The sequence below is a fragment of the Acinetobacter sp. FDAARGOS_494 genome, from assembly GCF_003812225.1.
GTDB classification, from domain to species: Bacteria; Pseudomonadota; Gammaproteobacteria; order Pseudomonadales; family Moraxellaceae; genus Acinetobacter; species Acinetobacter baumannii.
Window position 1 is genome coordinate 1,382,961 of the sequence record NZ_CP033866.1, and the last position, 19,627, is coordinate 1,402,587.

Sequence of the window (19,627 nt, forward strand, 5' to 3'; positions counted from 1 at the left end):
CCCTTAGGCTGGTTTTTAAATTTAGCAGTAATTAACCGCTAATTTTTTTGTATTTCTTGCGATGAGGCTGAGCGTCATCACCTAGCTTAGCACGGCGATAAGCTTCAAACTCGGTATAGTTACCTGTATAGAACTCTGGTTGTTCATCTTCAAATGACAAGATATGAGTCGCAATACGGTCAAGGAACCAACGGTCATGCGATACAACCATGACTGTACCCGGGAATACCAAAATTGCATCTTCAAGTGCACGTAAAGTTTCTACGTCCAAGTCGTTTGATGGCTCATCCAGTAAGATAACGTTTGCACCTTGCTGTAAAATTTTCGCAAGTTGTAAACGGTTACGCTCACCACCTGACAATTCACCTACGCGTTTTTGCTGATCTTGGCCTTTAAAGTTAAAACGACCAATATAAGCACGTGATGCAATTTCATAATCGCCCACTTTCAAGATGTCTAAACCGCCAGAAACTTCTTCCCAAACCGTTTTGTTATCATCTAAAGTGTCACGAATCTGACCAACATAAGCAACTTTAACTGAATCACCAAGTGTTACAGTACCGGTGTCAGGTTTTTGCTCACCTGTCATCATACGGAATAAAGTCGTTTTACCGGCACCATTAGGACCAACAATACCTACAATTGCTGCTGGTGGTACGGTAAATGACAAGTTTTCGTAAAGTAAACGATCACCAAATGACTTGCTGATATTTTCTACTTCAACAACCTTGTTACCTAAACGTGGACCAGGTGGAATATAGATTTCAGAGGTCTCATTACGCTGTTGGAATTCGCGTGAGTTAAGCTCTTCAAAACGCTCCATACGCGCTTTGTTTTTCTTTTGCTGACCTTTCGCATTTTGACGAACCCATTCAAGTTCTTTTTTCAATGCTTTAGCAAAAGATTCTTCTTGTTTCTGCTCTTGTTCTAAACGAGCATTTTTTTGCTCCAACCAAGAAGTGTAGTTACCTTGGTAAGGAATACCGTGTCCACGGTCAAGCTCCAAGATCCACTCGGCAACGTTATCTAAGAAATAACGGTCGTGCGTAATCGCCACGATTGTGCCAGGGAAATCTTTTAAGAATCGCTCTAACCAAGATACAGACTCTGCATCCAAATGGTTCGTTGGTTCGTCAAGAAGCAACATATCTGGTTTAGAGAGCAATAAACGGCAAAGTGCTACACGACGGCGTTCACCACCAGAAAGCTTAGTTACATCTGCATCCCAAGCTGGAAGGTTCAAGGCATCTGCCGCGATTTCAAGCTGGTTATTTAGGTTATGTGCATCCCAAGCATGGATAATTGATTCTAATTTTTCCTGCTCTTTCGCAAGCGCATCAAAATCAGCATCTGGGTCTGCATATTCTGCAAATACCTGATCAAGACGCTCTAAAGCATCTAAAGCTTCACGCACACCATCTTCAACGTTACCACGAACGTCTTTAGTCGGATCAAGTGGCGGTTCTTGCTCTAAATAGCCGATTTTAATTCCAGGTTGTGCACGAGCTTCACCAGAGAAATCTTTATCTACGCCAGCCATAATACGAAGCAAGGTAGACTTACCCGCACCGTTCAAACCGAGAACACCAATTTTGGCACCCGGGAAAAATGATAAAGAGATGTCTTTTAAGATTTCGCGCTTTGGCGGAACCATCTTAGACACTCGGTTCATCGTATAAATATATTGGGCCACGCAGGACTCCTCAATTGAAAAACCAATACATCGCAAGACGCGACAAAATAATCGCGCGTATTATACGATGAAAACACTAATGACTTGAAGTTATGATTTCCATCGTACGGATTTATCAAACAATTTTCTTTTTCAATAAGTTGCAAAATGTTTATGTATAAGATTTATACAACGTTTCAGCGTATATTTTTCTATCTATATTCCTAAAATTGGATAACAAACCAGAATTTCTGCAATTTTCTATATAAATTTTAAGCTAGACTCGCTCAATATTTAACTCACGAAGATGAAGTAATCATGACTTATAAAGATGAAACCTTAGCCATTCACGCAGGCTACACTCCAGAAGCAACCACTAAAGCTGTTGCAGTCCCTATCTATCAAACAACTTCGTATGCATTTGATAACACACAACACGGTGCCGACCTTTTCGATTTAAAAGTTCAAGGCAATATCTATACCCGTATTATGAATCCAACCACAGCCGTACTTGAGCAGCGCCTTGCTGCGTTAGAAGGCGGTATTGGGGCATTAGCTTTGGCATCGGGAATGGCAGCTATTACTTACGCAATTCAGACCATTACTGAAGCTGGAGATAATATTGCCTCAGTCTCAACTTTATATGGTGGAACGTACAACTTATTTGCTCATACCCTGCCAAAACAAGGCATTGAAGTTCGCTTTTTTGATTATCAAAAGCCTGAAAGCTTACGTAACTTAATTGATGATAAAACTAAACTTGTTTTTGTTGAGTCAATCGGCAATCCGCTTGGAAATATCATCGATCTAGAAGAAATTTCGAAAATCGCCCATGAATATGGCGTACCTGTCGTTGTTGATAATACAGTCGCTACCCCTGCTTTATTAAAACCATTCCAATATGGCGCCGATATCGTCATACATTCTTTGACTAAATATATTGGTGGTCATGGCAATAGTATTGGTGGTGCGATTATCGATAGCGGTAAGTTTCCTTGGGGTAAATATCCGGAGCGTTTTAAAGTATTGAACACGCCAGACCCAAGCTATCATGGTGTGAACTATGTAGAGGCATTAGGTGAAGCTGCCTATATAGCAAGGGCTCGCGTTGTACCATTACGTAATACAGGCGCAGCTATTAGCCCGCTCAGTGTTTTCTTAATTTTACAGGGTCTAGAAACGCTTAATTTACGGATGGAACGCCATACTGAAAATGCACAAAGAATTGCGGAATATTTGCAAAATCATCCGAAAGTAAAATGGGTCAATTACGCAGGCTTAAAAGATCATCCACAACATCAACTTGCGCAAAAATATGTAAAAGGTAAACCTTCTGCAATTTTATCTTTTGGGGTTCAAGATGGCCGTGAAGGCGGTACTCGCTTCATTGATGCCCTCCAGCTATTTACCCGCCTTGTGAACATTGGTGATGCGAAAAGTCTGGCGTGTCACCCTGCAACCACAACTCACCGCCAACTCAACGAACAAGAACTAAAAGCTGCTGGTGTAAGTGAAGATATGGTACGTCTTTCAATTGGTATCGAGCATGTTGATGACCTCATTGCCGATTTAGAACAAGCACTTTCATCCGTATAAATTTTAAACTCATCTAACAAGCCTCTGGAATATAGAGGCTTTTTTATTTTCAAGTGATTTAACTATTAAGAATAATTAATGGATTAGGGTAATAATTTAGAGTTTTTACTCTAAATAAATTGTTAAATTTCATATATTTACACACTAGACAATTTTTAAACATCTATTAAGATAAGGCAATATTTAGGAGTTCATCAGGATGAACCAACGGTTGTAAAAATAAAAATTACATACCGGAATAAATAGCCCCTGCCCCTACTTAGGTAAAATGCTGTGAATAAAAAATTAGAAGCTCTGTTCCAGGAAAAGGTACAAGGTAAAGTCATCTTAGTGACAGGCGCCTCAAGTGGAATCGGTTTAACGATTTCCAATAAACTTGCTGACGCTGGTGCGCATGTTTTACTGGTTGCCCGTACTCAAGAAACATTAGAAGAAGTCAAAGCAGATATTGAAAGCCGTGGCGGTCAGGCATCAATTTTCCCATGTGATCTGAATGACATGGAAATGATTGATCAGGTTTCTAAAGAGATTTTAGCTTCTGTTGACCATATTGATATTTTAATTAATAACGCAGGTCGCTCTATTCGCCGTGCCGTACATGAGTCTTATGACCGTTTCCACGACTTTGAACGTACTATGCAATTGAACTACTTTGGCGCTGTACGTTTAGTGCTCAATATTTTGCCTCACATGATTCAACGCAAAGATGGGCAAATTATTAATATTAGTTCGATTGGTGTATTAGCAAATGCAACCCGCTTCTCGGCTTATGTTGCTTCTAAAGCTGCGCTTGATGCATTTAGCCGTTGTCTATCGGCAGAAGTTCATGCACATAAAATTGCAATTACTTCAATTTACATGCCTTTAGTGCGTACACCAATGATTGCGCCAACCAAGATTTATAAATATGTACCGACTCTCTCACCTGAGCAAGCAGCCGATTTAATTGCTTATGCAATTGTGAAACGTCCAAAACGTATTGCAACTAACTTAGGCCGTTTGGCTTCTATGACCTATTCAGTGGCCCCTGGCATTAACAATATGTTTATGTCGATTGGTTTCCGTCTGTTTCCAAGTTCAGACGCCGCAAAAGGCAAAAAAGCTGAAAAACTTAACTGGGTGCAAAAAGCATATGCACGCATTTTCCCAGGTGAGCATTGGTAATTTAAAATATTCAGCGAACTTAAATAAAAAAGCGCCTCATGAAAGGCGCTTTTTTTATTTGGTTCTATTTACGTATCTAAAAACTCGACATGCCCTGTTTTAACATCGTAAATCGCGCCAACAATCGCTATTTCACCACGATCCAGCAAGTCTTTAAGTACCGTACTGTTATTAATAATATATTGGATATTGTAGTGAACATTCATAGCAGTTACCTGATTTACGAAGGTCTTGTTTAATTCACGGGGTTGCATAATGTCATATACGCTTTCTACCGAATGCATGAGCGGACCAAGCACATATTGAATATGCGGCATCTCTTTGACATCGGAGATTTGCTTTTGCTGTAAGCGTAACTGACATGCACTAGTCACTGCACCACAGTCAGTATGGCCTAAAACTAAAATGACTTTTGAGCCTTTGGCCTGACAAGCAAACTCAAGCGAGCCTAATACCTTTTGACCTGCAATATTTCCTGCAATCCTTAAACTAAATAGATCACCAATACCCACATCAAAAATCATTTCAGTTGGAGCACGTGAGTCCATACAGCCCAAAACGGCAGCAATTGGGTGCTGGCCTTCATCTGCAGTAACACGAATTTGGCGATAAATATCACGTTGCAAGCGCTCATTTTTTACGAAACGTTCATTTCCTTCTTTAAGTAAAGTAATGACTTGCTGTGGACTTAATTTACGTTGTAGATCTCTCGTACTAATGTAGATATCCAGTACTGCATCATCTACCTCCTCATAGTGCTGCTTAAATCCAATAAGCTTAAGGTCGACTTGGCGTTTAACTGCCGTCTCATTTTGATAGTCTTGAATAACTTGATAAATATCCGGATCAATCGAATCACATTGAGTGGCATCAATAATCAACTGTTGATCTTTATGAACATGTTCCAAGGCAGAAATGAGTGCGGAACGATTCAGAAAAGTCACTTGTGAAGGAAGTTCAATACGCGTCACGATTCCATGTAAATGCTTTTCTTTATAAACACGAACGCCTTTATTGAAGTTGCCATATAAAATAAATGCACTACTGGTAAATAGCCCCACCAAGATTCCGGTTAATAAATCTGTCAGCAAGATTGCAACCAAGGTAATAATGAATGGTAAAAACTGTCTCCAACCTTTTTGGTAAAGCTGTTTGAATAACTTTGGATGAGTCAGTTTAAAACCAGTCACGATCAAAATTGCTGCAAGTGCAGACAAAGGAATCATGTTCATGAGTGGGACAAAAAATAGAATGGCAAGCAGTAACAACACACCGTGAATAATGGTTGAGCATTTACTACGTGCACCTGTATTGGCATTTACAGAACTACGGACAATCACTGAGGTCACTGGCATTCCGCCAATTAAACCCGACACAATATTACCTGCTCCTTGCGCCCATAACTCACGATTAGGTGGAGATGAACGCTTTTGAGGATCAAGTTTATCTGCTGCTTCTAAATTTAGTAATGTTTCTAAAGATGCCACGATCGCAAGTGTAATGGCTCCGGTATAAATTAATGGTTCAGCTAAATAGCTAAAGTCAGGAAAAACCAATACCTCTTCTGGTGCTTGCAATATATTTGGTAGTTGAATCAAATTATTACTTTGCACAGCCCATGAAGAACCGATACTTATTAAAACAAAGTTAAAAACTGCTGCGAGTACCACGGCAATTAAGGCAGAAGGCAACGCTAACTTTTTAAGTGGGCTACTGTCCCAAGCTAAAATTAAAAATAAGCTCAGCAGTCCAATCAATGCTGCTCCAGCATCAAATTTTTGGATAAACGTATCCGGTGTAGCAGTCCAAACTTCTTTCCATGAAAAATCAGTCAACCCAAATAAATAAGGTAACTGTGTCACAATCAGAATGGCACCAATGGCTGCCAACAATCCTAAAATGACATTGTTTGGAATAAAATTGGCAAAGAAACCCAACTTAAATACACCAAACAGAATTTGTAAAATTCCTGCAAATACAATACACAATAAAAAGGCGGCATAATTGCCGCCTAATTGATCGAGTTGTACAAGGATGACCGCAGTCAACCCTGCTGCTGGGCCAGAAACGCTGATATGAGAGCCACTCAGCAGGCCAACAATAATTCCACCCACTATTCCAGCAATAATGCCAGAAATAATTGGAGCACCTGAGGCTAAGGCAATACCCAAACATAAGGGTAAAGCCACGAGAAATACGACCACTCCCGAAAGGAGGTCGTTTACGTGAAATCTATTTTTCAGTTCTAAAGCCGGCATAAAAACAACCATTTATAATATAAAAAAACAATCAATTTTTAATGTAACTGCCTGAAAGTGAGGAACTTACTTCAAGGCTTTATCGATATTGTCTGACAACTGAATCTGGTTAAAGTTGAGTTATGCTATAACGTTGTATAGTTGATTGTAGATTTCACGACGTTTTTGTTGATCTTAAGATTCACCTCATCTTTATGAGCGTGAGGTTTTAATAAAACATAGCACTAGCCATTTAGAAGACGATTTAGAAACAATAAAAAAGCCTCCCGTTTAGGAGGCTTTTTTAAGTTCTCTAAAGGCTCTTATTTAGAACCCTTAATTCCTGCTTGCAATAATAATGCACCAAAACCACCAATTTTTTGCTCTTGTGGTTTTTCTTGCTTACTACGCTGCGGACGTTCAACTTGATCTTTACGCGGTTGTGGACGTTTACCTTGTGGTTTACGCTCAGACCGCTGTTCGTTATTTTGTTCACGACGCGGTGGACGCTGTGCTTTCACAGGTGCCGCACCTTCTGCACGCATACTCAAGTTCACACGGTTACGTTCAACATCAACCTGCATAACACGCACTTGTACGATCTGACCTGGTTTTACCACTTTATGCGGGTCAGAAACGAACTCATTGGCTAATTCAGAGATATGAACCAAACCATCTTGATGCACACCAATATCAACAAAGGCACCAAAATTCGTCACATTCGTCACAACACCTTCAAGCTGCATACCTTCAGTCAACTGAGCAACTTCAGTAATGTCTTCACGGAATTTAGCTGTGCGGAATTCTGGACGAGGGTCACGGCCCGGTTTTTCAAGTTCTGCTAAAACGTCTTGAATGGTTGGCAAACCGAATTTGTCATCAACAAACTCTTCTGCTTTAACCTGACGAATAATTTCGGTATTGCCAATAATGTCTTTTACCGTTGTCGCTTTTGCTGCAACAATTTTCTCAACAAGACCATAACTTTCAGGGTGAACAGCAGATGCATCTAATGGCTCTGAACCATTTTGGATACGCAAGAAACCAGCTGCCTGTTCAAAAGTACGTTCGCCAAGACGCGGTACATTTTTAAGTGCCTGACGTGTGTCAAAACGGCCATGCTCTTTACGGTATTCAACAATTTGCTGTGCAATTGCTTTGTTTAAACCTGCAATATAAGCCAAGATTGCTGGTGAAGCAGTATTTACATCTACCCCGACAGCATTCACACAGTCTTCTACAACCGCATCAAGCGTTTTTGCCAAACCAGTTTGGTTCACATCGTGTTGATATTGACCTACGCCAATCGACTTCGGATCAATTTTAACAAGCTCAGCCAACGGGTCTTGTAAACGGCGCGCAATAGAAACTGCACCACGGATTGAAACATCAAGCTCTGGCAGTTCCGCCGCAGCAAGTTCACTTGCAGAGTAAACAGAGGCGCCTGCTTCACTTACGGTTACGCGAGTTAATTTAAGATCTGTATTTGCAGCCATCATTTCAGCTACTACAGCTTCTGTTTCACGGCTCGCAGTACCATTGCCAATAGCAATAAGCTCGACATTGTATTCACGACATAGACGTGCAAGCTCAGCAATTGAACCTTCTTTATCTTCTTTAGGCGCAAATGGATAAATCGTGCTATGTGCAAGTACATCACCAGCTTCGCTTACTACGGCTAGTTTCACACCAGTACGAATACCAGGGTCAACACCCAAAGTCGTACGGCTACCAGCTGGCGCTGATAACAATAAGTGACGAAGATTTTCAGCAAACACCTGCATTGCTTCTGCTTCAGCAGCAAGACGTTTTTCTGTAAGTAATGAATGCTCGATTTGAGGACGAACTTTACCTAACCAGAATAATTTTGCAGTTTGTTTTAAGAAATCTTGACGTGTTTGTGGCTGAACCTGATCAAGGTTGTATTCAGTTTCAATACGTGCCAGTGGTGCATCATCTTCACCATCAACTTTTAAACCAAGTACGTTTTCTTGGCGGCCACGTAACATCGCCAATAAACGATGTGATGGTAATTTGTTTAGGCCTTCAGAGAATTCAAAGTAATCGCGGAACTTTTTGCCCACTTCTTTCTTCTCTTCAGATGCAACAGTACTTTTTAATACTGCTGTTTTTGCAAAAGTCGCTTTTAATTCTGTAGTAAGAGGAATGTTTTGTGCCCAGTCATCAATCAGAATATGCTGGATTGCGTCTAACTGACTTTCAACATCCGGATAGTCTTCATGACTAAAACCAGCCAATGCTTCTGTCGGATCAATTTGTTCTGAAATAATTTTTTCGGCAATTGGTCCAAGGCCCGCTTCTTTCGCCTTGAAAGATTTGCTCGTACGTTTAGGACGGTACGGCGCATAAATTTCTTCTAAAGCATTTTTTGTTTCGGCTGCATTCACCCGCGCCAACAAGTCATCATTCAATTTATTCTGTTCTTGCAATGACTGAATGACCTTTTCACGGCGCTCATATAAATCACGTAAATACGCTAAACGAGTATCTAATTGGCGTAACTGCGTATCATCTAAACCTTGTGTTACTTCTTTACGGTAACGGGCAATGAATGGAACACTGGCACCTTCATCAATTAAGCGGATGGCAGCTTCTACTTGGTTTGGACGTACGGCAAGCTCACTTGCCAACTGCTGAACTAAGTCAGTCATCGTGTTTGATCCCACAAGGATAAAGTTTAAAAGCACTGATTATAAAGACCAAGACCATAAAATCCACACTTGTTTGCGTATTCAAAACGTTTTTTTGTATTGACTATGAATTTTTCACATTCTTATGGCCGTAAAAAAGTTTTTTCTGTGACTCATTTGGGCCTTTAAGCTAGCCTTTTACCTTTTAAAAAATATGAAATTTATAGATACTTCTTTAATTAAAGAAAATTTTTAATATAAATTATGAGAAAAAGAACATATTGATACATTGCCAGGACGTTCAAAATATAGTTTTTCTTATCTTTCCAAATAAATTATTAAGTCCTCATACTTAAACCGTGAATGAATAAATTAAAAGTTAGAACTTAAGAACCAAAACCCATTTTTAAAATAATTTATTTGAAACAAATATTTATTAGAATTTAATCGATGAGAAAGAGGTAAATAGCCAAATATTTGAGTTTTTCTTTAAGGCTTTGCTAAATTATGGGCATAAGATGTTGTTTTTTGGTTTCAAGCCCCTACGAAAATTGTAATTTTGAGCAAATTGATACATAGTCTTAACAAGAACATCGGCATTATACTGAGGGCTTGTTGGCAATAAGCCTAACCGATCCAATAATATATAAATTATGACTTTAAAAGGGAGTACATCATGAGTTTAGTTGTACCTGCTGAACATCCTGAAACCGTACATAACGAAACGGATCGTGTCGAGCGCATTTTAGTGGTCGATGACGATGTGCGTTTACGTACCCTCTTGCAACGTTTTTTGGAAGATAAAGGCTTTGTTGTAAAAACTGCCCATGATGCCTCACAAATGGATCGTTTATTACAACGTGAGTTATTTTCACTTATCGTGCTCGACTTTATGTTGCCCGTTGAAGATGGTTTAAGTATTTGTCGTCGTTTACGTCAGTCAAATATTGATACTCCAATTATCATGTTAACTGCACGTGGTAGTGACTCTGACCGTATTGCTGGTCTTGAAGCCGGCGCAGATGACTATTTACCAAAACCATTTAATCCAAATGAACTCTTAGCACGTATTCGCGCAGTATTGCGTCGTCAGGTACGTGAAGTTCCGGGTGCGCCAAGCCAACAAGTTGAAGTGGTTAGCTTCGGTCCATGGTCTCTAGATTTATCTACACGTACACTGACTCGTGAGGGTCAAATCGTTACATTGACTACAGGTGAATTTGCCGTATTAAAAGCTTTGGTACAGCATCCACGTGAACCTTTAACACGCGACAAGCTCATGAACTTGGCTCGTGGCCGTGAATGGGGTGCAATGGAACGTTCTATTGATGTTCAAGTGTCTCGTCTACGCCGCTTAATTGAAGATAACCCGGCACGCGCACGTTACATTCAAACTGTATGGGGCGTAGGCTATGTGTTTGTTCCGGATGGTGCTGAATAAGCTTGAGATAAAATAGAGTGAGTTTAGAGCCAATACCACCGCAAACCTTTACCGACTACGTTGCGTACTCAGAGCGTAAACGGACCCGATGGGAACGTTTTCTCGATAAGATTAAGCCACGTTCTGCGGCCATGCGTACCACAATTTTGGTACTGCTGGTGGTACTCTTTAGCTTATTTATGTCATTGTGGTTTTTTTGGCGAACCCTCTATTTACCTGAAATTCAGCAACATGCACGCTATCTAGCAGTTGAACTAGAACTGGTAAATAACCCTAATATTCGTATTTTTCATCGCGATAGCGAAGTTGACGTCGACACATGGTTACGCAATCGGGTTGGCATTGAATATGTCACGAACCCCAAAGAATATCCAAGTGTCCGCGATAAAATTATTGCCGAGTTTTTTACCAACCAAGTTGAGCAAAAACTGGCAAATGAAATTGGCGCAAAAGACGTTACTGTCTATTTCCAATTTAAACCTAGCCCACGTATCTGGATTCAAACGCCAGAAATGCATGGTAACTGGGTTCGTGAACCTTTAAAAACCTATGCCAACTATAGCCCCGAGCTACTGGTAGGCTGGGTTGTGGGTGTCCCATTAGTTTCGGCCATCATTATTTTAATTTTGGTTCGACAAATGAACCGACCATTACGTCGTTTGCAAAATGCTGCCAACGAATACAGTAAGTCTGGAACTGCACCTTATTTAGATACTAACCATGGCCCTTTAGAAATTCGCCAAGTAAACCAAGCATTTAACCGTATGGTATATACGCTTGAACAAACGGAGCGTGAAAGACGAATCATGCTAGCGGGAATTTCACATGATTTAAGGACTCCCCTTACACGTATTCGTTTAACTGCAGAAATGCTACCTGATGAGTTTCTACGTGAAGGTCTGGTTTATGACGTAGATGATATGGATGCGATTCTAAATCAGTTCATCTCATATATGCGCGATGGTTCAGATGAGGAATTAAAAGACACTAATATCAATATTCTTTTACAAGAATTGGTGGTTCAGTTTAAACCCCTTGATATTCGCTTTAACATGCAGGATGTTCCTATCATTCCTGCACGCAGTCTCTCTTTAAAACGACTTATTGCCAACCTCATTAATAACGCAAAGCGTTATGGTGCTGAACCGATCGAACTCAGTGCAAAGGTTGAAAATGAACATATTTTAATTACGGTTGCTGACCATGGTGAAGGCATTCCAGAAGATCAAATTGAAGAATTAATGCAGCCTTTTGTAAGAGGCAACTCGGCTAGAACGATTCAGGGAAGCGGTTTGGGTCTTGCCATTGTTAAACGTATTGTCGATATTCACCAAGGTGAAATACAGATTCACAATCGTGAACAAGGCGGTTTAGAGGTTATTATTTCTTTACCAATTCCAAAACCCGCCCCTGAAGAAAATACAACACACAATCCTTTAGAAAAAATCAAACAAACTTTAAGTGAGCGCTTTTAATTTGAGCAATTGAACATTTAAAGCGCTATTTTAAACCTCAAAAAAGCTAATAATAATCAATATATTAAAAATCATAAAAATAAGTTATACCCACATTTATTTAAAAAATTAGACCTTAGCCTAACACCTATGCACTTTTCATTTTTTCATAGCTAAAATCCGGTATGTTTTGACAATATTGAGGATGTCCAATGTCTTTAAGTCGTATTCGCCTAGCTTCTCTTCATGACAAGGTCATCAGTGCTGAACAAGCTGCGCAATTCATCGAAAATGGAATGACCGTTGGTATGAGTGGTTTTACTCGTGCCGGTGAAGCTAAAGCTGTTCCACAAGCACTTGTAGAGCTTGCAAAAAAGAATCCGTTAAAAATCACGTTAATTACGGGTGCTAGCTTAGGTAATGACTTAGACAAACAACTCACGGAAGCAGGTGTTTTATCTCGTCGTATGCCATTCCAAGTGGATAACACTTTGCGCCGCGCAATTAACAACGGCGAAGTCATGTTTATTGACCAACACTTGTCAGAAACTGTTGAGCAAATGCGTAACCAGCAACTTAAACGTCCAGATGTTGCGGTCATTGAAGCAATTGCGATTACTGAAGATGGTGGCATTATTCCAACAACTTCTGTTGGTAACTCTGCAAGTTTTGCGATTTTTGCCGAAAAAGTAATTGTTGAAATCAACACTTCTTTAAGCGAAAGCTTTGAAGGTTTGCACGATATCTATATTCCAACTTACCGTCCAACACGCACACCAATTCCATTAACAAAAGTGGATGAACGTATTGGTACAACAGCTATCCAAATCGATCCTTCGAAAATTGTTGGTATTGTCTTTAACGATACACATGACTCTCCATCGACAGTCACTCCTCCAGATGATGAGACTCAAGGCATTGCCAATCACCTTATCGCATTCTTTGAAAAAGAAGTGGCTGAAGGTCGTTTACCGAAGAACCTTGGTCCACTCCAAGCAGGGATCGGTTCAATTGCAAACGCTGTACTAACAGGTTTAAAAGATTCTAATTTTGAAGACCTCATCATGTACTCAGAAGTACTACAAGACTGTACTTTTGAACTAATTGATGCAGGCAAAATGAAATTTGCTTCTGGTAGTTCAATTACGCTTTCAGCAAAATGTGGTGAAAAAGTTTTTGGTAATATCGAAGCTTACAAAGACAAATTAGTGCTTCGTCCACAAGAAATTTCTAATCACCCTGAGCTTGTACGTCGTTTAGGTATTATCGGTATTAATACTGCACTTGAGTTTGATATTTACGGTAACGTGAACTCAACTCACGTGTGCGGTACTAAAATGATGAACGGTATTGGTGGTTCAGGTGACTTCGCTCGTAATGCGCACTTGGCAATCTTTGTAACCAAATCAATCGCTAAAGGCGGCGATATTTCTTCTATCGTGCCAATGGTGAGTCACGTTGATCATAGTGAACACGACGTTGATATTTTAGTGACAGAGCAAGGTTTAGCAGACTTACGTGGTTTAGCACCTCGTGAACGCGCTCGCGCTATTATCGACAACTGCGTACACCCGCTTTACCGTGATGCATTAAATGACTACTTTGATCGTGCATGTGCTAAAGGCGGACATACACCTCACTTACTTCGTGAAGCATTGTCTTGGCATGCAAACTTCGAAGAAACAGGCCAAATGCTTCAACCAACACCAGTTGCAAAATCAGCTTAAGCCATACTTCTAATTTAAGCACTCCTACGGGGGTGCTTTTTTATTTGTGTAAATTATTCACAAACTACTGCTCAAGTTCGAATTTTTATTTTATCTTTTCAATACATCAAAACAAAAAGTAGAAATCCATATGTTCATTATTCGCCAATTTACAAATGCAGATCTGGATGATGTGGTCAATCTATGGGAAAGCTGTGGCCTAACTCGCCCTTGGAATAACCCTGAAACGGATATTTTCAGGAAAGTTTCGCAGCAGGACGATTTATTCCTCGTTGCTATTAAGGATGAGCAACTGATTGGCACGCTTATGGGCGGCTACGACGGCCATAGAGGCTGGATTAATTATCTGGCTGTTCACCCCCACCAACAACGCCTAGGAATCGCTACAGCGCTTGTTCAGCAGCTTGAGAAGCGCCTCATCGCTCGTGGCTGCCCAAAACTACAATTACTCGTCCGTAAAGACAATTTGAATGTGTTGAACTTTTACGAACAACTCGGTTACGACGAAGTAGAAGCCGTGTGTTTAGGAAAACGGCTGATTAATGATAGCCCTCACGATTAGAGACAAGTTTTCAGTTGAGCCATTTTTAGAAAGTTAAGGCAATATTGGGGATAACCCTCTTTGCTTGTGGATAAAATGAGATTTATACACAGGTAAGGTCTTAATATTTTTATTAAATAAACAGGCATGAAAAAAGCCCCATACATAATGTATGGGGCTTTTTCGAATATGGTGGCGAGACCCAGGATCGAACTGGGGACACACGGATTTTCAATCCGTTGCTCTACCAACTGAGCTATCACGCCGATGGCCTGTATTAAGCCGTATCTCAGAACAATAGTCAACAATTATCCTGAGTTTTTGATTTAAATGAGTATTTTTTATACTCAAAAAAAATCCCTGATGGGATCAGGGATTGAAAACACAAATAATGGTGGCGAGACCCAGGATCGAACTGGGGACACACGGATTTTCAATCCGTTGCTCTACCAACTGAGCTATCACGCCGAAGTGGGCGTATTAAACAATGTTTATAGGAGGACGTCAAGCAACTTCCGCATTTTTTGTAACAAGTGTTTAATTTTAAATCACAAGTGTCGTAAAAATAGATTTTTAGCTATGCAATTTACCAATATGAGCTAAGCAGCGATGAATTGCACCACAACCTGGCTCAAAAATTTTAACGCCTTTTGCTTCTTCTATACGACAAGCTTCTTCAACTAGACGCTCTGCTACTCCGCGTCCACGATTTGCAGGGTGTACAACTATATATTCAAGCACCTTGCTTTCACCTTGTCCTGAACACCAGATTGCACCTATAATTTTGGTGTTAAATTCGGCAGTGTATAGCGTGGTATACTGTTGTAAATCTTGTTCAAGTTGTTCAATCGCATCGTGCCCGTCACCAAACTCCGGACTTGTGTCATACAGTCGCTCAAGCTGATCGCGGATCTCTGAATTATCTAGAGAACTATAAGCATGTACGGTAATAGGCATTGATTAACCCTCCTGAGCAAACTATGATACTGTCACGAATTCGTCACAGCGAAATTGTCGTTAACATCCAATCATTTTTGACGTTTTTTGAGGAACGTGTCCATGACGCAACGTATCAGTGAAGTGGTTAGAAATACCAATGAAACCAAAATTCGAGTTCGTTTAAATCTCGATGGTACTGGTCAAGGCACACTAAACACCGGAGTTCCATTTTTAGACCATATGATTGATCAAATCAAGCGACATGGCTTATTTGATATCGATATTCATTGTGATGGAGACTTAGAGATTGATGATCACCATACCGTAGAAGACTGCGGTATCACGCTTGGACAAGCTTTTGCACAAGCTTTAGGTGATAAAAAAGGTTTACGTCGTTATGGACATTTTTACGCGCCATTAGACGAAGCTTTATCTCGTGTGGTTGTAGATTTGTCTGGTCGTCCGGGTTTATTTATGGATATTCCATTTACTCGTGCGCGCATTGGTACCTTTGACGTAGATTTATTTTCCGAGTTTTTCCAAGGTTTCGTAAACCATGCGCTTATGACCTTACACATCGATAACTTGAAAGGTAAAAATAGCCACCATCAAATCGAGAGTGTATTTAAAGCACTAGCTCGTGCTTTACGTATGGCATGTGAAATTGATCCACGTGCTGAAAACACGATTGCATCGACAAAAGGTAGCCTCTAATGACACGTATCGCATTGCTTGATTATGGCATGGGTAATCTGCACTCAGCCGCTAAAGCACTTGAATATGTAGGTGCAACCGTCGATGTGACAAATGATCCAACATTAATTGCACAAGCCGATAAAATTGTTTTCCCTGGTGTTGGGGCAATGCGTGACTGTATGCAAGGCATGCGTGAAGCAGGTATTGATGAAGTTGTACGCAAAGCAGCTTTTAATAAACCTGTTCTTGCAATTTGCGTAGGCATGCAGGCACTACTACAAAGCTCAGAAGAAAACGGCGGTGTAGATGCCTTAGGTATTTTTGACGGGGTAGTAAAACACTTTCCTCAAATGGAAGGTTTAAAAGTCCCACACATGGGCTGGAACCAAGTTCATCAAATGGACCCAAGTCACCCGATGTGGAACAACATTGAACAAGATGCTCGCTTCTACTTTGTACACAGCTACTATGTTGAACCTAAAGATGAAAATCTTGTGGCTGCTACATGTGAGTATGGCGTGAACTTCTGCACAGCAATTCACAAAGATAATTTATTCGCGACTCAATTCCACCCAGAGAAAAGTCACACTGCTGGTTTGCAGTTACTGAAAAACTTTGTGGAATGGAATATTTAATTCGATTCAAAAACTAAAACAGATCAGGTCAAGATAGCCTGATCTGTTTTTTTATTTATAATAATAACCAATCATTTATAGAATGATATTTTATTCAACAAAATATTGAATATTTATACTTTTAAATAAAATCAAATGATTAGGATAAACACAATGAATTCACCGTTTAAGGCAAATGGTCGTTTTGGACGACTCTCTTATGCAGCTTGGACATTCTTATTTACGCTAGTCCTTGTTACCGCCATTCTACTTATTATGTTTACTTTTGGTTTTACAAACCCTGAAGGTGCCCCAGACTTTTCTACGCCTGGCTTAATCTGTATAGCAATTCTTTATATAGTCGGTATTTATATTAACTTCGTATTTACCATCCGCCGTTTGCATGACCGCAATAATACAGGGTGGCTCTCTTTACTGATGCTAGTACCAGTCGTGAATATTGGCCTTGCCATTTATTTATTCTGTGCAAAAGGAACTGAAGGTCCTAATGATTATGGACCTAAGCGTCCAACGCCAAGCTGGGAGCGTGTTTTAGGCTGGATTTATATTGTGCTTATTCCGCTTGCATTAATTTTTGGTGTTATTGCCGTAATTATGGCTCCAACCTATGAAGGTTATGTCGAGAAAAGCGAAAGTATTGTAATTGGTAGCCCATCTCAGTCTGAATAATTTTTTAAGATGTACATAAAGCCTAGTTCTCTAGGCTTTATTCATATATAAAGTGAATAGCCCTATTCATTTGTACGCTGTTAAATATGTCTGAAGCCTCTGCCCTTCTTGATAAAACTTCTATTCAGCAGCTCCCTCCTTTTGAAAATCTTAACCATCAAAATATTGTGGTGATTGAAAATGGCGAGCAATGCAAAACTATTGAAGAAGAATTAAAAGCAGCGACCTTTTTAGGATTTGATTCTGAATCTAAACCTACTTTTCAGGTAGGTGAAGTATCAACTGGCCCGCATTTGATTCAGCTGGCTACAGAACACAAAGCCTATTTATTTCATGTCAATTCATCGACTTTAAAATTCTTGCAGCCCATTTTATCTAACCAGAAGCAAATTAAAGTCGGGTTTGGGCTTAAAAATGATAAGCATATTTTTCATAAAAAAGGCATAGAGCTTGAAAGCTGCATTGACCTTGCTAAAGGTTTTAGCCATTTTGGCTTTAAACAACAAATGGGTGTACAAAAAGCCGTAGCACTATTACTTGGTCAGTATCTTGCCAAGTCGAAGAAAGTTGGAACTTCAAATTGGGCACGAAAACCGCTTACTTCACAACAAATCAGTTATGCAGCTGCTGACGCCTATGCTGCCCTATTGGTATTTCTCGAGCTTAAAAAAAGAAAAGTATTACCGATCCATATTTCTGAAAAAATTCAAACCGCACTTCAAGGGTAAAGTTATAAAAGTCTTTTCTAAGGCTTAGCGATTGATCAATACTTTGCTAAGATGTGCACAATTTCATAAACATGATGAAGCAAGGAGCGAAAGCATGCTAATCATTCCAGCAATTGACCTGAAAGATGGTAAATGTGTGCGTTTAAAACAAGGGCGTATGGAAGACGATACCGTTTTCTCTGACGATCCGGTTGCAACTGCCCAGCATTGGGTAAATGAAGGCGCACGACGTTTGCATTTGGTCGATTTGAATGGTGCTTTCGCAGGTACGCCTATTCATAAACCTGTTGTTGAAGCGATTGCAAAAGCTCAGCCAGAATTACCAATTCAAATTGGTGGCGGTATCCGCTCATTAGAAACCATTGAACACTATTTGGAAGCTGGTGTGACGTTTGTCATTATCGGTACTAAAGCCGTTCAAGAGCCTGAATTTGTAGAAGAAGCTTGTAAACGTTTTGCAGGCCACATCATTGTCGGTATTGATGCCATGAATGGCATGGTTGCAACTGACGGTTGGGCAAACGTTACTGATGTGAAAGCAACTGATTTAGCAAAACGCTTTGCAGATGCAGGCGTGTCTAGCATTGTTTACACGGACATTGCGCGTGACGGCATGATGCAAGGTGTAAATGTTGAGCAAACTGTAAACTTGGCTCAATACTCAGGCTTACCAGTCATTGCTTCAGGTGGTGTAACCAACCTTGATGACGTTCGTAACTTAAAAGGCCAACCGGGCATTTTAGGCGCGATCACAGGCCGTGCAATTTATGAAGGTACTTTAAACCTTCGTGAAGCTCAGCTTTTGTTAGATGAAAACCGTCTTTAATTTTTAAGATGTAAAAAAGAGCCGCTTTAGGCTCTTTTTTATTGCTGATATGAAAATATATTTCGAATCAATAAACCACATTACGAATAAATTTAAGTACTTGGCTACCGCTATTGATACAGGTATAAGTCACTGAACTGGCAAAAATAAAAGATGAACCAGCCGCAATGGTTTTTGAGCTGTCTGTAAATTGTATGGTCAATTCGCCTTCTAACACATAAATCAGTTCTTGCCATCCTTCGGCATCGGCTTCGGCAACATAAGACTCCCCAACAGCCAAAGACCATGTCCAAAGTTCAACTTGAGAACGGGAAGGAACTGAAGCAAGAAAAGTTGCTTTGCTTTCTTCCTTTTCACCTTGCCAAGCGAGTGCATTTACTAGGCCATGTTCTTTTAGCTCAGGCGCACTCACAATTGTTCTAAAATCTACTCCCAACACTGCCGCAATCGCATCGAGTTTAGCTAAGCTAATGTTGACTTGGCCTGTTTCCAAAGCAGCAATGGTACGTCTACTTACACCTGCCCGATCAGCCAAGTCCTGTTGGCTTAAACTGCGCTCATCTCTTAATGAACGGATATTTGTGCCTACATGTTGTAAAACGCTACTCGACTGGCTCATAAAATAGATGAATAAAGAAAATTTGAGCAATA

At 40.1% G+C, this 19,627-nt stretch carries 17 protein-coding genes and 2 tRNA genes; 12 read left to right on the forward strand and 7 right to left on the reverse strand.

What is annotated here, in order from left to right; translation table 11 throughout:
• Window positions 1–31 precede the first annotated feature (31 nt).
• Complete coding sequence (ettA, locus tag EG365_RS06720) at window positions 32–1,693, reverse strand: energy-dependent translational throttle protein EttA (RefSeq protein ID WP_000090021.1); 1,662 nt, start codon at window positions 1,691–1,693, stop codon at window positions 32–34.
• A 297-nt stretch (window positions 1,694–1,990) separates the two neighbouring features.
• Here ettA and EG365_RS06725 point away from each other — a divergent pair, with 297 nt between their 5' ends.
• Both EG365_RS06725 and EG365_RS06730 read left to right on the forward strand, forming a co-directional pair.
• A complete protein-coding gene (locus EG365_RS06725) occupies window positions 1,991–3,268 on the forward strand; it encodes an O-acetylhomoserine aminocarboxypropyltransferase/cysteine synthase family protein (protein WP_000221152.1) in 1,278 nt (425 codons plus the stop codon).
• A gap of 273 nt (window positions 3,269–3,541) precedes the next feature.
• Complete coding sequence (locus EG365_RS06730; protein ID WP_001035486.1) at window positions 3,542–4,432, forward strand: SDR family NAD(P)-dependent oxidoreductase; 891 nt, start codon at window positions 3,542–3,544, stop codon at window positions 4,430–4,432.
• Between the two features lie 68 nt (window positions 4,433–4,500).
• On the opposite strand, the gene EG365_RS06735 is transcribed toward EG365_RS06730, so the two are convergent.
• Window positions 4,501–6,690 carry a bifunctional SulP family inorganic anion transporter/carbonic anhydrase gene (locus tag EG365_RS06735; protein ID WP_001111066.1) on the reverse strand — a complete coding sequence of 730 codons (2,190 nt, stop codon included), beginning with the start codon at window positions 6,688–6,690 and terminating at the stop codon, window positions 4,501–4,503.
• A 302-nt stretch (window positions 6,691–6,992) separates the two neighbouring features.
• The gene (locus EG365_RS06740) at window positions 6,993–9,341 is read right to left on the reverse strand and encodes a Tex family protein (protein ID WP_000131196.1); all 2,349 of its coding nucleotides are present in this window, start codon (window positions 9,339–9,341) and stop codon (window positions 6,993–6,995) included.
• 655 nt (window positions 9,342–9,996) lie between these two features.
• Between EG365_RS06740 and ompR the strand changes: the two genes are divergently transcribed.
• The 5 genes from ompR to EG365_RS06765 all read left to right on the forward strand — a co-directional run bounded on the left by ompR (window position 9,997) and on the right by EG365_RS06765 (window position 14,504).
• On the forward strand, window positions 9,997–10,761 hold the full coding sequence (gene ompR / locus EG365_RS06745) for a two-component system response regulator OmpR (RefSeq protein WP_000060753.1): 765 nt from the start codon (window positions 9,997–9,999) through the stop codon (window positions 10,759–10,761).
• A 17-nt stretch (window positions 10,762–10,778) separates the two neighbouring features.
• Window positions 10,779–12,236 carry an ATP-binding protein gene (locus EG365_RS06750; RefSeq protein ID WP_000051217.1) on the forward strand — a complete coding sequence of 486 codons (1,458 nt, stop codon included), beginning with the start codon at window positions 10,779–10,781 and terminating at the stop codon, window positions 12,234–12,236.
• A gap of 27 nt (window positions 12,237–12,263) precedes the next feature.
• The gene (locus tag EG365_RS06755) at window positions 12,264–12,392 is read left to right on the forward strand and encodes a hypothetical protein (protein WP_085940424.1); all 129 of its coding nucleotides are present in this window, start codon (window positions 12,264–12,266) and stop codon (window positions 12,390–12,392) included.
• 35 nt (window positions 12,393–12,427) lie between these two features.
• Window positions 12,428–13,942 carry an acetyl-CoA hydrolase/transferase family protein gene (locus EG365_RS06760; protein WP_000059344.1) on the forward strand — a complete coding sequence of 505 codons (1,515 nt, stop codon included), beginning with the start codon at window positions 12,428–12,430 and terminating at the stop codon, window positions 13,940–13,942.
• A 130-nt stretch (window positions 13,943–14,072) separates the two neighbouring features.
• Entirely contained in the window at window positions 14,073–14,504 is a 432-nt protein-coding gene (locus EG365_RS06765; RefSeq protein ID WP_000469965.1) for a GNAT family acetyltransferase, read from the forward strand.
• A gap of 169 nt (window positions 14,505–14,673) precedes the next feature.
• On the opposite strand, the gene EG365_RS06770 is transcribed toward EG365_RS06765, so the two are convergent.
• The 3 genes from EG365_RS06770 to EG365_RS06780 form a co-directional block, all read right to left on the reverse strand.
• A tRNA-Phe gene (locus EG365_RS06770) sits at window positions 14,674–14,749 on the reverse strand.
• Window positions 14,750–14,875: 126 nt separating this feature from the next.
• A tRNA-Phe gene (locus EG365_RS06775) sits at window positions 14,876–14,951 on the reverse strand.
• Window positions 14,952–15,056: 105 nt separating this feature from the next.
• Window positions 15,057–15,440: a GNAT family N-acetyltransferase gene (locus EG365_RS06780; RefSeq protein WP_001123235.1), complete on the reverse strand. Its 384-nt coding sequence runs from the start codon at window positions 15,438–15,440 to the stop codon at window positions 15,057–15,059.
• A 102-nt stretch (window positions 15,441–15,542) separates the two neighbouring features.
• Here EG365_RS06780 and hisB point away from each other — a divergent pair, with 102 nt between their 5' ends.
• The 5 genes from hisB to hisA all read left to right on the forward strand — a co-directional run bounded on the left by hisB (window position 15,543) and on the right by hisA (window position 18,976).
• Entirely contained in the window at window positions 15,543–16,136 is a 594-nt protein-coding gene (hisB, locus tag EG365_RS06785) for an imidazoleglycerol-phosphate dehydratase HisB (RefSeq protein ID WP_000194096.1), read from the forward strand.
• Window positions 16,136–16,753: an imidazole glycerol phosphate synthase subunit HisH gene (gene hisH / locus EG365_RS06790; RefSeq protein WP_000196734.1), complete on the forward strand. Its 618-nt coding sequence runs from the start codon at window positions 16,136–16,138 to the stop codon at window positions 16,751–16,753. Before hisB ends, hisH begins: the two co-directional genes overlap by 1 nt.
• 135 nt (window positions 16,754–16,888) lie before the next feature.
• Window positions 16,889–17,422: a DUF805 domain-containing protein gene (locus EG365_RS06795; protein WP_029641963.1), complete on the forward strand. Its 534-nt coding sequence runs from the start codon at window positions 16,889–16,891 to the stop codon at window positions 17,420–17,422.
• A gap of 86 nt (window positions 17,423–17,508) precedes the next feature.
• Window positions 17,509–18,150, forward strand: a complete 642-nt coding sequence (locus tag EG365_RS06800) for a 3'-5' exonuclease (RefSeq protein WP_001287554.1) — start codon at window positions 17,509–17,511, stop codon at window positions 18,148–18,150.
• 94 nt (window positions 18,151–18,244) lie between these two features.
• Window positions 18,245–18,976, forward strand: a complete 732-nt coding sequence (hisA, locus tag EG365_RS06805; RefSeq protein ID WP_000905538.1) for a 1-(5-phosphoribosyl)-5-[(5-phosphoribosylamino)methylideneamino]imidazole-4-carboxamide isomerase — start codon at window positions 18,245–18,247, stop codon at window positions 18,974–18,976.
• A gap of 67 nt (window positions 18,977–19,043) precedes the next feature.
• Here hisA and EG365_RS06810 read toward each other — a convergent pair whose 3' ends face one another.
• Window positions 19,044–19,595 carry a helix-turn-helix domain-containing protein gene (locus EG365_RS06810; RefSeq protein ID WP_000083603.1) on the reverse strand — a complete coding sequence of 184 codons (552 nt, stop codon included), beginning with the start codon at window positions 19,593–19,595 and terminating at the stop codon, window positions 19,044–19,046.
• Between the last annotated feature and the right edge of the window lie 32 nt (window positions 19,596–19,627).

Coding starts and splice junctions, on each gene's coding strand:
- EG365_RS06725 (WP_000221152.1), top strand. CDS start 1,991: ATGACTTATAAAGATGAAACCTTAGCCATTCACGCAGGCTACACTCCA.
- EG365_RS06735 (WP_001111066.1), bottom strand. CDS start 6,690: ATGCCGGCTTTAGAACTGAAAAATAGATTTCACGTAAACGACCTCCTT.
- EG365_RS06740 (WP_000131196.1), bottom strand. CDS start 9,341: ATGACTGACTTAGTTCAGCAGTTGGCAAGTGAGCTTGCCGTACGTCCA.
- ompR (WP_000060753.1), top strand. CDS start 9,997: ATGAGTTTAGTTGTACCTGCTGAACATCCTGAAACCGTACATAACGAA.
- EG365_RS06760 (WP_000059344.1), top strand. CDS start 12,428: ATGTCTTTAAGTCGTATTCGCCTAGCTTCTCTTCATGACAAGGTCATC.
- EG365_RS06765 (WP_000469965.1), top strand. CDS start 14,073: ATGTTCATTATTCGCCAATTTACAAATGCAGATCTGGATGATGTGGTC.
- EG365_RS06780 (WP_001123235.1), bottom strand. CDS start 15,440: ATGCCTATTACCGTACATGCTTATAGTTCTCTAGATAATTCAGAGATC.
- hisB (WP_000194096.1), top strand. CDS start 15,543: ATGACGCAACGTATCAGTGAAGTGGTTAGAAATACCAATGAAACCAAA.
- hisH (WP_000196734.1), top strand. CDS start 16,136: ATGACACGTATCGCATTGCTTGATTATGGCATGGGTAATCTGCACTCA.
- EG365_RS06795 (WP_029641963.1), top strand. CDS start 16,889: ATGATTAGGATAAACACAATGAATTCACCGTTTAAGGCAAATGGTCGT.
- EG365_RS06800 (WP_001287554.1), top strand. CDS start 17,509: ATGTCTGAAGCCTCTGCCCTTCTTGATAAAACTTCTATTCAGCAGCTC.
- hisA (WP_000905538.1), top strand. CDS start 18,245: ATGCTAATCATTCCAGCAATTGACCTGAAAGATGGTAAATGTGTGCGT.
- EG365_RS06810 (WP_000083603.1), bottom strand. CDS start 19,595: ATGAGCCAGTCGAGTAGCGTTTTACAACATGTAGGCACAAATATCCGT.